At 39.4% G+C, this 12,964-nt stretch carries 14 protein-coding genes; 6 read left to right on the top strand and 8 right to left on the bottom strand.

Going from position 1 to position 12,964, the window contains the following annotated elements; translation table 11 throughout:
* Positions 1-107 precede the first annotated feature (107 nt).
* From rplY to L0B17_RS08910, 3 genes are all read right to left on the bottom strand, one after another.
* Positions 108-392 carry a 50S ribosomal protein L25 gene (gene rplY, locus L0B17_RS08920; RefSeq protein WP_235089434.1) on the bottom strand — a complete coding sequence of 95 codons (285 nt, stop codon included), beginning with the start codon at positions 390-392 and terminating at the stop codon, positions 108-110.
* Between the two features lie 129 nt (positions 393-521).
* Complete coding sequence (locus L0B17_RS08915; RefSeq protein WP_235089429.1) at positions 522-1,073, bottom strand: DUF882 domain-containing protein; 552 nt, start codon at positions 1,071-1,073, stop codon at positions 522-524.
* A 342-nt stretch (positions 1,074-1,415) separates the two neighbouring features.
* Positions 1,416-3,158 (bottom strand): L,D-transpeptidase family protein, encoded by a 1,743-nt coding sequence (locus tag L0B17_RS08910; RefSeq protein WP_235089426.1) that lies wholly within the window; start codon positions 3,156-3,158, stop codon positions 1,416-1,418.
* Between the two features lie 376 nt (positions 3,159-3,534).
* On the opposite strand from L0B17_RS08910, the gene L0B17_RS08905 reads away from it, so the two are divergent.
* The gene (locus L0B17_RS08905) at positions 3,535-3,810 is read left to right on the top strand and encodes an HU family DNA-binding protein (protein WP_235089425.1); all 276 of its coding nucleotides are present in this window, start codon (positions 3,535-3,537) and stop codon (positions 3,808-3,810) included.
* A gap of 1,517 nt (positions 3,811-5,327) precedes the next feature.
* Here L0B17_RS08905 and L0B17_RS08900 read toward each other — a convergent pair.
* Both L0B17_RS08900 and L0B17_RS08895 read right to left on the bottom strand, forming a co-directional pair.
* Positions 5,328-5,648, bottom strand: a complete 321-nt coding sequence (locus L0B17_RS08900) for a DUF962 domain-containing protein (protein ID WP_235089424.1) — start codon at positions 5,646-5,648, stop codon at positions 5,328-5,330.
* Positions 5,641-6,288, bottom strand: coding sequence for a GNAT family N-acetyltransferase (locus L0B17_RS08895; protein ID WP_235089423.1), 648 nt, complete (start codon positions 6,286-6,288; stop codon positions 5,641-5,643). Before L0B17_RS08895 ends, L0B17_RS08900 begins: the two co-directional genes overlap by 8 nt.
* Positions 6,289-6,486: 198 nt before the next feature.
* On the opposite strand from L0B17_RS08895, the gene L0B17_RS08890 reads away from it, so the two are divergent.
* Positions 6,487-6,729 carry a DUF2789 domain-containing protein gene (locus L0B17_RS08890; protein ID WP_235089422.1) on the top strand — a complete coding sequence of 81 codons (243 nt, stop codon included), beginning with the start codon at positions 6,487-6,489 and terminating at the stop codon, positions 6,727-6,729.
* A 26-nt stretch (positions 6,730-6,755) separates the two neighbouring features.
* Here L0B17_RS08890 and L0B17_RS08885 read toward each other — a convergent pair whose 3' ends face one another.
* The gene (locus tag L0B17_RS08885) at positions 6,756-7,130 is read right to left on the bottom strand and encodes a DUF3192 domain-containing protein (RefSeq protein WP_235089421.1); all 375 of its coding nucleotides are present in this window, start codon (positions 7,128-7,130) and stop codon (positions 6,756-6,758) included.
* Between the two features lie 179 nt (positions 7,131-7,309).
* Here L0B17_RS08885 and L0B17_RS08880 point away from each other — a divergent pair, with 179 nt between their 5' ends.
* Both L0B17_RS08880 and L0B17_RS08875 read left to right on the top strand, forming a co-directional pair.
* Positions 7,310-7,687 carry a hypothetical protein gene (locus L0B17_RS08880; RefSeq protein ID WP_235089420.1) on the top strand — a complete coding sequence of 126 codons (378 nt, stop codon included), beginning with the start codon at positions 7,310-7,312 and terminating at the stop codon, positions 7,685-7,687.
* Entirely contained in the window at positions 7,687-8,460 is a 774-nt protein-coding gene (locus tag L0B17_RS08875) for a Zn-ribbon-containing protein (protein WP_235089419.1), read from the top strand. Before L0B17_RS08880 ends, L0B17_RS08875 begins: the two co-directional genes overlap by 1 nt.
* A gap of 6 nt (positions 8,461-8,466) precedes the next feature.
* Here the strand turns inward: L0B17_RS08875 and syd are convergent, their stop codons facing one another.
* Entirely contained in the window at positions 8,467-9,117 is a 651-nt protein-coding gene (gene syd / locus L0B17_RS08870) for a SecY-interacting protein (protein WP_235089418.1), read from the bottom strand.
* A gap of 54 nt (positions 9,118-9,171) precedes the next feature.
* On the opposite strand from syd, the gene queF reads away from it, so the two are divergent.
* Both queF and L0B17_RS08860 read left to right on the top strand, forming a co-directional pair.
* Positions 9,172-10,029, top strand: a complete 858-nt coding sequence (gene queF, locus L0B17_RS08865) for an NADPH-dependent 7-cyano-7-deazaguanine reductase QueF (RefSeq protein WP_235089417.1) — start codon at positions 9,172-9,174, stop codon at positions 10,027-10,029.
* Between the two features lie 258 nt (positions 10,030-10,287).
* On the top strand, positions 10,288-11,868 hold the full coding sequence (locus L0B17_RS08860) for a S10 family peptidase (RefSeq protein ID WP_235089410.1): 1,581 nt from the start codon (positions 10,288-10,290) through the stop codon (positions 11,866-11,868).
* 72 nt (positions 11,869-11,940) lie between these two features.
* On the opposite strand, the gene L0B17_RS18165 is transcribed toward L0B17_RS08860, so the two are convergent.
* Positions 11,941-12,870 carry a 4'-phosphopantetheinyl transferase family protein gene (locus tag L0B17_RS18165; RefSeq protein WP_272491892.1) on the bottom strand — a complete coding sequence of 310 codons (930 nt, stop codon included), beginning with the start codon at positions 12,868-12,870 and terminating at the stop codon, positions 11,941-11,943.
* Positions 12,871-12,964 lie beyond the last annotated feature (94 nt).

Raw genomic sequence — 12,964 nt, 5'->3', positions numbered from 1 at the left:
TACCCCTTGGAGTGATATTGGTATAAGAATAGTTTGCCTTGTTGGATAAAAAGTAAATTACAGGCACAAAAAAAGCGCCTTAAGGCGCTTTTTTCACACAGATGCGATTAAGCAAATATGAAGTCAACATGTTCAATAAGGTGTTTAAAAGCATGACGTTGCATTGCTTTTGGAACAACTTTGATTTCTTTACCGTCAACGGCGATAGTTAAACCATCATAGAAATCTTGGTTTTCTTGAATGTTAATGATGTCTTTGTGTAAGAACTTGATTGAAATAGGCTCTTTACCAGGACCATAAATTACAGCAGGTACCATATTCGCATGACGTAGGCGGCGGCTCGAACCTTTCCCGACTTCAGTGCGGATTTCGGCGTTAATAGTGTAAGACATGTTAATACTCACTTAATAATTAAGATAAAGGACGTCATCGTTCTCGACCAACGACGACTCAAAATAAAGCGCGCGAATGTTAACACACACAGTAACAAACCAACAAGGATAATTAAATTTAAAATCTTGTTAGCCCCAACGCCTTACCGGTCCACAATCTACATGGATGAACCCTGAAGATGGATAATAGCCAACGCCGCCTAATTTTAACGAAATGGCTGCATCGCGTAGGTTTTTTAAATTAACCCCTGGAATAGCAATATCCATTGCCATGCCTTTCATATGAAAACTTTTTTTAGCAACACCATTACTTTTTGCCGCTAGCATTTCATTGGTTTTCGGCGATCGATAACCAGAAATAACATGAATTTCGTCTTTATTATCTAACACGTCTTGTAATTGATACAAATACTCAAATAAACGTTTATCCATTGGCGCAGCAACATTTTGTCTATGATCGCGTAATACTTGACTAAAAACCTCTAATGTATCTGACTGATACTTTCCATCAACCCAAAAATGCCCTTCGCCTCGCTCACCTGTGTGGCGATTATAAAAACTGAGATCTTTAATTCCTTTTGTTGAACGGCTAGCATGAGCGGTTTTAGGTAACATAGTAGCCAAGGCAGTACCACCAAGACCTAATAAAATCTGCCTACGGGCAGGACAAGCTAAAGACATCTGCGCACCATTTACATTATTTCTCTTTATTAATTGCAATATATTTTGTTGCTTTTTTACTCAACTGGTAAGAAAAATAAACTGAAGTGCGTGTAAATGCAAGCGCCAAATAAGAAATATAGACTCGAAAAAACCAGTCTATTATTCAGCTCAATGGGTTAGCGTTAAAAAATTAATTTTGAAGTTATCTGTAAATGTAATCGAAATACCTATTAATGCCGGATCAGTAACAAAGGCACAACATTAGAGTAAACTCGACAGATAACACAGTGGCAATGAACACAGTAACAATTAACACAGTGGCAATGGCGGCTTAAGGTTAAATCAGCCGAGTATGTAAGATTAGAGATGTTTTAGCTTCATACTGGCTAAGTCAGCATTACTCTTAGGGTATTTACCATAAATATCACCTCTGAATTGTGCTTGATTATGACTATCTACCCAAGCAGTCCAGTACACAAAATGAACCGGTAAGGTGTCTTTTAGTGCAAACCATTGAGTACGATCATAATTAGATTGCAACAGTCGCCATGTACGCTGATCAATGACCAAGTTATCGGCAAACCACTGAGCAAGTTGTTGTACCTTTTCAATACGAATACATCCAGATGATAACGCTCGATCTGCTTGAGCAAATAGCTCTTTATTAGGTGTGTCGTGTAAATAAATATTATCATCATTATTGAAATGAAACTTGTAGCGCCCAAGGGCATTAATTGCACCAGGCTTTTGGACTAATCGGTATGGGAAATACCCACCAGCAATAGACTGCCACTGGTCAGCGGTTTTTGACACCACTTGTCCTTGATAATCAAATGCATCAAATTCTCTTTGGTTAATATAATTTCCGTCATTTTGTATTTGAGGCAATATGTCTGCCCTCAATAAATTTCTAGGGACCGTCCAGGTCGGATTGATCACAACATTGGAAATACGACCGACTACTAACGGCGTCTGCCGGTAAGGCTTACCTACAATAACTCGAGAATGCAGCACAGGTTGGCCTTGATCAATCAAAAACAATTCAAAAGATGGAATGTTAACCAATAGATATCGGGATGGAAGAGATGCTAAATAAAGGGTTTTATCAACAAAGTTGCTGGCTAATATTGTCGCTTTATCTGTCGGAGTTTGATTAAGCCAAAATAAGGTTTTAGGGCCAATCACTGCATCATTATTTAAACCATGACGCAGTTGAAATCGCATTACAGCCTCAACTAAATCTCCTTGATAAGTATATTGCTCAGCATCATAATGCATCAAATCTCCTAGCAACCACAGTCGCTCACCAATCATCTTTATAGCAGCGTGCCCATCCCAGGGGCGTAACAGCCCGTTAAGTTTAATCTGCTGCCACGAAGTGTGGTCCGCTAACCAAGTTAAACGCTGTATATGGCTAATAACCGATGCATAATCATCTGCCGCGGGGTTAAGTGCTGAATAGTTATTTTTTCCTGTACTTTTAAACGATGAGTAATGAGGTAATGACACCTTATGAGCTAACCAAAAATCAATAATGGCTTGGGCATAACTATCAATAAACTCCATTTTTTTAGCTTCACTAGCATGTTTCATCAACTGCATATAAGCGCTAAATTGGCTATTATCTGTTGCTAACGCCAATAACTGTAAATGTTCGATTAAAGCTTGCTCATTCGCACGCTCATTAGCTTTCGACACTGGCGGGTTTTGACCTAGGTAGCCTTGAACAGGATAAAATTGACTGAGAGCCTCACCTAGTGAGTGAGTAATATTTACCTGGGAATGCATCTCACTAGAATAAGTAGCACCGGTATAAGTAACACCTGTAGATGGTACATCGACATTTAAGCTAAATGAGCTAAGCGACTCATCGGCCTCTTCACCCCCGCCAGATTGACTATCATGGTTTATATTTGCAGATGTCGATGTGTTTGAACTTAGTGGACTGGGTAATTCGTCAATATTTAAAGCCGCTTGTTTATTATTTAATTTAGTGAATGCTGAAGATTGAGCGGCAAGTTGAATGGGTAATTGAGAGGATGACAATATCGAATTTTCAATCGTATCGTCCAAAGCATGTACTGGTATTAGATAGGCAAGCATCAATATAGCCATTAAGTAATGACTAACGTAAAATTGTAACCCACTCCTACAGTGCCCTCTCAGCAAATTATCACCTTAATAATCTCAGCTTACTTGTTGAAGTAACCTATGTTCTATAACAATGATCCATCAAACTAGCGCAACCGACTATATTAAGTATGGCAAAGTCTCATCACATTTGTATGACCGTTTTTCAACATAAGTAAAAGCCCAACTTTAGACTGACATGTAAAAACAACATCCATGCTGCAACGTGTTAACAAAAGCCTTAAAAACAGACGATTAGAAAAAATAAACAAGACTTAATTGGGACTCAGACAACATAATTGCTATAAAGTCCTAACAATGCCACTTACTCAGCTAAGCACTCTTTTCTATGAATAAAAAACAGTTAATTTGTAAAATGTCGCAGCAATTAGACCTTCCACAAACCCAATGCAAGCCTCAGCTAGAACAGATTCTGGCGACAATTCAGCAAGCATTATGTGAAGGAGAAAAGGTTTATATCCCACAGTTTGGTACCTTCGAATTACGGTTTCATCTACCTAAAAATGGTCGCAATCCGCAGACTGGTGAAATAATGGAAATTGACGGGTTTAACCAACCGAGTTTTAAAGTATCAAATCACTTAAAAGCTCTGGTCAACGCTTAGGCACCTATGCTTAGGCCATATTATTTGCATACAGACCCTAATGTTATTTAACCTCAATTCGGGTTAAGAGATGGGCTCAATAAGCTGAATTCAACAGATTTAGCTTATTTTGTCGTAAACTGGTCGTTTGTTTTGAAAACAAGACACATTAACACGTCAATAGCTGGCCTATTGCACGTACTCTTGTGTAAAAAATAACACAGTTAGCAAGTCAAAGGGCTGTTTGGTAAGCATGGATTATCCTGGCTGAGGTTATTTACAGCAGCACAAAAAGAAAGGCCGCGACATAAAGTCGCGGCCTTCTGATCTCTTGTTAAGCTTTCCCGCTATTTTGGTTGCTCCCTGCACCATCCATGCGTATATGTTGCTCCTGCACCTATCCCTGTTCTATCCTTGAAAATCCTTGTACTTGCGTACTGTCCCTCTTACTCGATTATCCTTTGACCGAGCCTGCTCCATCCTAAGCGTGTCCTTGAATCGTCCTTGAAATCCATTTTATTTAGCCGCATCATCCTGATGGTTTTTACTATGCTAAGTGTCAATCCTAGACACTTATCTCGCCTTATCCATAAAACGAGTTTATATCCTTTATTACAGCTTCGTTGTCTTCCATAACAACACATCCATTGTACAAGCATCCTGCTTAATCACATTCCAATGTCATGCTTTCCTTAGCTGCAGTAATAATAGTGGAAATGATTGAATCGAAATAGGCTCAAACATATCCGTAACAAAAAGCAAACAGCATCAAAAAAGCCAATAAAAAATAAAACCTTTTAATATCATGTATAAAGCTCAAACATGTAAGTAGTCCATTACCATTAAAACCTATTAGGCTTACACGCTTTGTGAGATATCTCTCACAAGGTTTGTAGAGTTAAGCGATCGGTAATGCTTTATTAACTTATTCTAAGTAAATAAAAAGGCACAACCTAATAGGTTGTGCCCATTTAACACTGTTGTTAGCCATCCTGCTAAATTTGTGCTCCCTGCTCCATCCATGCGATTCGCTATCCTAGCGGTTCCCTATTCCTTTTTATCTCAACATTCCTTTACTCATGTAAGTTGAGTTCAATCCCTTGTTCAGTCATCCATGGCTGAAAATTCAAATCCGTTGAATCGTCCCTGTGCATCCTGCAGTCCTATCCTTGATTCCTTGTGTTAGCTTACGCTTCCACTCATCCTTGTTTCGGTTATCCATTTACCGAGCTCATGCCCATAATCCTTGAGCGTGTCCTTGTTTCATCCCTGATATTCAAAGCAGTGAGATAATATTATTACTCGTCCTGAGCAAACCTACTGACCTCATTCACTTGATGTCACTATTGTATCTCTAACCGCCTGCATTTAAACACACGACACTGATACAAATAAAAAAACATCCTCAACAAAAAACAAATAAAAACAATAAGAACATGATATATAAATAAATTAAAATTAATAATTGATTTTGTACTACAGTAAAACCCAATAATACCTACATAACTGTAGGATAAGGCTTACAAGACATCGAGCAATTAAAACTTAGCGATTAATTTTGATAACACTCTTTTTAACATTTGTCCGTACATTACCCAATCTCCAAGTAAGCTATATAAAGGGTAAGTAAAAGTTGCGGGACGATTCTGCTCAAATAAAAAGTGTCCCAGCCAAGCAAAACCATATCCAATCACCGGCAACCAAACTAACTGCCACCACTGTTGATTAATAAAAGTATTGATTAGCAAAACGACAATAATGGTACTGCCAAGATAATGTAGTCGCCTGCATACTAAGTCTTGATGCTGAGTGAGATAAAATGGGTAAAACTCTTTAAATGTTTTATATTGTTTACTCATCATCGCTTACCATGCATTTTTCATAAAATAAAATTTCGCCTTCAACTAGGCCAATCTTAACACTGGCTATACTTTTAAAACCTTGAAGACTAAGCACCTTATTATGAACTGGGTTATTAACAAATACGCCAATACCATCTAACTGAGGTTGTTCATCACACCAACTCAACACTGCTTGAATTAACTTACTGCCATTACCTTTGCGCTGTTCATTCGGCGTTAACGCTATAAACTGCAATATGCCGCATTTATCCGAGGGTAAGTGTGTTAATAAGCAGGTTTCTTTTTCCATTAACCCCTGGGTAGACTTCCAACCGGTGCCTAACACCATTTTTAAACGCCAATGCCAATAACGTGATTGACCTATTGGAATTTGTTGGGTAACTACACAAGCTACCCCAATTAATCGCTCACCATCAAACCAGCCAATTAAAGGCTGCTCTTGCTGCCAAAGCTCACTTAACTCTTCACGAATGGCTGCACGTAACTTTTGTTCATACATACTGCGATCTTGATTGCCAAATACCTCTAAAAAAAATGGGTCATCGTGATAAGCGTTATAAATAATAGAGGCGGCTATACGTAAATCTTCAGCGGTTAAATACACAGCTTTACATTGTTCCAAGGTTTGGTTATCCATTATTATTGTTCCTTGATCATTTTATGCTCAACATTAACTTAGCAAGTTAATAGGACCGAAACAATCACCTATCAATATCAATTAACATCTATTGATAACAGTGAGTAGGTTGCACACCTCGGTTTGCATTTAACAGCAACAACAGCAATACTGATTGCAATCAAAAAAGCTAAAGTGAATAACAGCAAAGGGGCCCAAATGGATACCACCACAACAGATTTGAACCATTTATTTATGCAACTAGGTTTAGCTTATGAAGAACATGAAGTGACTGCATTTATTGCTAGTCATCAAATAGACAAACACACGCTATTGGTTGACGCGCCATTTTGGACGACTGCTCAAAAAACATTTTTGCAAGAAGCATTAAATGAAGACGCCCAATGGTCAGAAGTGATAGACCAATTGGACGTTATGCTAAGATCGACCAATGCTAGTTAGCCATGAGCGACTAGACTGAATAACGATTAAATTTGTTTGTAGGCTGTATCGCCCCAGCCTACTAACTCACTATTTTTAAATACAATGGGTGTGCATTCGTCCTTGGTTGTTTTACCATCACCTTTCGCCCACTGGGTACGATAAAATAATACTTTAACCTGCTCTTTATCTGCCTGGTTCACAAATGCCTCACTAAAGTCTGAGGTGCCCATAATCACTTGCACTTGATCTAAGGTCATTCCTAACGACAGCTTTGTTAAGCTATCGCGGTTTTTTTCTTGCTGCACTTCCCAGTAATCGTGGCTTTTTCCAGATTCATGATCACCCACGTTGAATACACAGCCACTTAAGCCTAAAGATATTGCGGTAATGATTGCTGCGCCCATTAATTTTGATTTCATGTTATTTCCTTTTTGTTAGAATAAATGGCTATTGAGTAAGTTAACCCTTACAGTTCAATTAACATTTCTTAATGCTATTTTTATGCCAACACATATAACATTGATTTAATTAAAATTAATGAAAAATCGACACTGAAATAGTATTTCTCACTATTAAAAATTAGGGGTTTTCACCACTTATGAGTCCAATTGAACATGTTATCGCGGCTGCTAAAGCCATCGCCATCAATGGACATACACCCAATGTTGCCTTAATTAAAGGCCGTGTGGGTAAAGTGCCGATGCCATTAATTATTCAAGGGCTTCAACAATTTAAAGCAATACCTAAATCTGAATGGCAAGCTATTGCGGAATTTGTGCCAAATGAAGTATCAGAAAATGAGTCACAAAATAGCCTCAGCTTGACCGAAATGGCTGAACAACAGAACAAAATGCAGCAACAACTTGATCAATTAATGTCGCGTATTACGCAACTTGAGCAAGCACTTAATAAACAGCAGCTTAATCAACAATTGGCACAACAAGCTGAACAACATCCAGCACAAAAGGCACCATAATGTTTGTGATTGAATTACGCTTTGAACCTTTTGCTGATACCACGATCTCTAGTGCCGAAAAAGCGATTAATCACTACTTAGAAGCACTGCGTGCCAATGGCCAAATATTGGGCAGAGAATTTGCAGTCGCGTTTAATGATGGTGATTTTAAAGTACGTTTGATGCTGCCAGAAAAAACCAGCTTAGCAAAACGTCATAATAGTCCCTGGGTCAAATCTGCAATAAATGGCTTAACTGACGCTAAGCTACTTGCCCCAAGGGAGAAGTTTATTGGCCAGGACATTAATTCAGAAGTCAGTAACACTGACCCCGCAAGCTGGCAGCTGCTGTACACTAGTTATGTGCATATGTGTTCACCATTAAGAAGCGGTGATAATTTACTGCCAATCCCGCTTTATCAGATCCCCGCGACCTTCAATGGCGATCATAAGCGCATCATAAAATGGCAAAGCGAATGGCAAGCATGTGATGAATTACAAATGGCAGCCGCAACCAAAGCAGAATTTGCTGCACTTGAAGAAATAAGCACAGTAAGCAGCGACATGTTCAGGCGAGGTAGTGATCTATGCGCCAGAATAGAGTATCTGACTGAAATTCCAACTTATTACTATTTGTATCGAGTCGGAGGAGAAAGTTTAATCGCAGAGCAAAGCCGAACTTGCCCCAAGTGCAACAGCGCAAAGTGGAAGCTAGATGAACCACTATTAGATATGTTTCACTTCCGCTGTGAAACCTGTCGTATCATCTCAAACCTGTCATGGGATCATCAATAAAACGGTTTACTTCTTCCGTAACAGGTATTGCCACATCAATTTAAGACGTTGCCAAATACCCGGATGCTGCCACTCGGTATCTTCCGTGGTATCGGGTTTAATTGGCGGGGTAATTCTGGGAGATATTTGCTCAATAAAAGCACTCAATGAATCCGTCAACTTTTGTTTAGGTCTGTCACCTGGTATTTCAATCCAAACACTACCGGTTTCATTATCAACCGTTAGCATTTGATCGCCATCGCCTAACACCCCAATAAACCAAGTCGGTTCTTGTTTAAGTTTTTTCTTCATCATTAAGTGGCCAATCATGTTTTGCTGCAAATATTCAAAATCTTGTTGATTCCATGCCTGCAACAACTCCCCTTCCCCCCAGGTTGAGGTAAACATTAACGGCGCGCTATAAAATTGACCATAGTATTGATTAATATCAATATGCAGCGATAACCCTAACGCATGCTCAACATTACTAAAATCTGCTGATGTTTTACGTTTAAAAGGTTTAAAATACACGGTATGATTACTGTTTTGCTCAAACTGACCATGAATACAAGCAGAATCTTCACCCATAGGGTAATATCGTGGTAATTCCGACAGTGCATCTTGATATGCGAGCAAATACTTATGTATAAAATTTTCAAGTGCGGTTGAACAAGACACTAGCGCTTCTCGTAGTTTATAATAAAACGATATTTTGACATGGAAACCGATTAGATGACACACAATCACGATCCTTATAGTGATGCAGAAGCACTCAAAGGCTTAACATTAGGCCAAACAACTGAGTACCAAGATAAATATGATGTATCACTGCTGCAAGGGGTCCCGCGTAAACTGAACCGAGATGCTATTGAGTTAACCAATGATTTACCCTTTCATGGCACAGATATCTGGACAGCTTATGAATTATCTTGGCTAAACAGTAAAGGTAAACCAATGGTTGCCATCGCAGAAGTGAGCCTTGATATAAACAGTGTTAATTTAATCGAGTCAAAGTCATTTAAGTTGTACTTAAACAGCTTTAATCAAACAAAATTCGACAGTGTTACCGCTGTTGAGCAAATATTACAACAAGACTTAGCACACTGTGCCCAGGGTGATGTGGTTGTTAAAGTGATTGAACCTAAGCACTTTAACTTAGAACGTATTATAGAACTGCCTGGTACCTGTATTGATGATCAGGACATTGAAGTCGACAATTATGACTTTAATCCTGACTTTTTGCTCGACAGTGGTTCAGAAGAGAAAAACGTTGCTGAAACCCTAAACTCTAACTTGCTGAAGTCTAATTGCTTAATTACCTCTCAGCCTGATTGGGGTAGCGTGATGATCCGTTATCAAGGGCCGAAAATAGACCGTGAAAAGCTGTTACGTTATCTGATATCTTTCCGTCAACATAATGAGTTCCATGAGCAATGTATAGAGCGTATTTTTGTTGACTTGAAACATTATTGCCACTGCACAAAACTCACGGTTTATGGGCGTTATACTCGCAGAGGCGGTCTAGATATTAACCCTTATCGCAGCGATTTTGAAAACCCTCCGGACTCAAATCGTTTAGCAAGGCAATAGAAAGTCGCTGCAAACGCCTTTGGTAAAATAGCTCAATTTGACCAGCAATTTGAAATAGTGCCTTTAGCTGAATAGCCTGATTTGCTAGTAAACACTTTAGTTAACACGCACTGCTGCGAATAAACAGCCGCCATCAATTTATCTTGATGGCGGCTTTTTGTTATACAAAGTGTTACAAATTGCTGATGCAGACAGAACTGAGTTTGTTAAGTTACATGTTAATCTTCATCCAAATCCTAATAAAAATGAGACGTTTCCATGCGCAAACTTTTGGTCACATCCTGCACTGTACTATTTTGTATGCAATTAAGTTTATCGACTTCAGCCAGTTATGCTGCCGATAACAATAGCGGCGCGAATAACAATTCCGGTAACAGCAATAACATCGCCGACAGAGTTAAACGTCAAATCCCAATCGATCAAAACGTTATCACTCAGCATAAAACCACCATATTAGATAAAAAAATAGCTTATAGCGCCACTACCGGCACACAACCAGTGTGGGACGAACAAGGTAATCCTACTGCCACCTTATTTTATACCTACTACCAGCGCACTGATATTAAAGATAATAGCAGTCGCCCTCTGGTTATCTCTTTTAACGGTGGCCCAGGCTCTGCGTCAGTGTGGATGCATGTTGCCTATACTGGGCCGCGGGTGCTCAATGTTGATAATGAAGGTTATCCACTGCAACCATATGGGGTAAAAAGTAATGATTACTCTATTTTAGATGTGGCCGACATTGTATTTGTTAACCTGGTGAATACCGGTTATTCACGCGTATTGCCCGATGCTGAAGGTAAAATGCCTTCAAAAGATGAGCAGCAAAAAATGTTTTTTGGTGTCAATGCTGATATCAGTTATTTAGCCGAATGGATCACCACCTTTGTGTCACGAAACGAGCGCTGGCGCTCACCAAAGTATTTAATCGGTGAAAGCTATGGCACCACACGAGTATCTGGTTTAGCACTGGAGTTACAAAAAAACCAATGGATGTATCCTAATGGTGTCATTCTTGTATCGCCGACTGATATTGGCATTGAGCGTAATGGTCCGGTAAAAGCCGCCAATCGTCTCCCCTATTTTGCCGCCACCGCCTGGTACCATAAAGTGCTCGCAGACGATCTACAGCAACAGGATTTAACCCCGCTATTAGCTGAGGTAGAAAACTTTACCATTAATCAATATTTACCCGCATTAGCCAAAGGCAGCTTTATTGATGATGCCGAAAAACAGCGTATTGCTAAGCAAGTGGCCCATTATTCTGGTCTAAGTGTGACTGAAGTGCTGCAAAGTAATTTAGATATCGATACCGACTACTTTTGGAAAACCTTACTGCGTGATCGTCAGCAAACGGTTGGACGATTAGACTCACGTTACTTAGGCATTGATGAAAAAACCGTTGGCGCACGTCCAGATTACAACGCTGAGCTCACATCATGGTTGCACAGCTTTACTCCGGCGATTAATGACTATCTTCGCACTGAGTTAAATTATAAAACCGATATGAAATACAATATGTTTGGCCCGGTTCATCCGTGGGATAAAAGCAATGACCATTCCGGTGAAGACTTGCGTTTAGCCATGGCACAAAACCCCTATCTTAATGTGATGATCCAATCAGGATATTATGATGGCGCCACCAACTATTTTGATGCCAAATACACCATGTGGCAGTTAGACCGCAGCGGCCAAATGAAAAATAGATTGTCGTTTAAAGGCTATCGAAGTGGGCATATGATGTATTTACGTTATGAGGATTTAAAGCAATCTAATCAAGACTTACGCGACTTTATTCTCTCTAGTTTACCTAAGCCGGATCAAGCAGCTAAGTACTAATCAGCTAAGTACTAAGCTACAAATAACGATTGCTGATAGTCATTAATCACAATCGTTGTTCAATCGAACGATTTACAATAGCTGAGCCAATGATGTTAATACCATTATTGGCTCAGTAATATTCACTCCAGCCGCTAAGTTATCATTGTCGCGTTTAATGCCATTATCTTCATTCAATACAGTATTCACGCCGATACAAAAACTGAATCGATAGGTGTCAGTTAAGCGCCCAAAACGGCAAGTCCATTGTGAGTTATCGGTAGTAGGTGCAGTAAAGTGAATATCATCATGGCGGCATAATATGGCCGATGGTGCACGCTCAGCAGTGTTGACAACAGCAGATTCAAACGCAGCAACAGACGCTGTTTTAGCAACAGAAAAACAGTCTGCTTGAAACACATTGTTATCAGTAAATGCAAACGAAAATGAGCTTAAGGATTGTGCTAACCCCTTACCCGTCGCTTTAATGTACGCCTCTTTTAAGGTCCATAAATCAAAAAAACGTTGCCGTTGTAACACATAGGGTAAGGCGACTAAATCAGCCACTTCACCATCAGTAAAGTAATGATTCAAAATAGGTTGAATATTAGTACTGGCTCGCACGCGCTCAATATCAAGACCAAATAATATCGCTTTATTGTTGACATATTTTGCACTCAAATTAGCACACGGTAACACCCCTATCATTAACCAGTCACCACTGTGGCTTAAGTTAAAATGTAATCCGCTACGCTCAAATAACTCAGCAGATAAACTCGGCTTACCTTTATCACCATATTCAAATAGCCATTGCTGAGGAAGTACATCACTGTGGTTTGATAACACTGCCCGCAATGCTAGCCGTACCTGTAATGCATTATGTTGAGCCAGCTCGGCTTTATAGCGATGTACCTTGTTTATCTCATCCTCTGTTAACCAGCCTAAAGCCAATCCCTGTTCAAATTGAACTCGACTAAGTTGATTATTTAACGGAATGAAATAAAGGTGTGGTTGAATAGTCATCAAAAACTCTATGTGAGCCGACAGGCTTTTGTCGTTAAAGATTGTTTGAGTTAACAGCGTATAACGTTATCCGCATTAGCATTCACAAATACAT

The sequence above is a fragment of the Shewanella sp. OMA3-2 genome (assembly GCF_021513195.1).
GTDB lineage: Bacteria > Pseudomonadota > Gammaproteobacteria > Enterobacterales > Shewanellaceae > Shewanella.
Note: the sequence above shows the minus strand (reverse complement) of the source record. Positions and strands in the feature narration are given on the sequence as shown.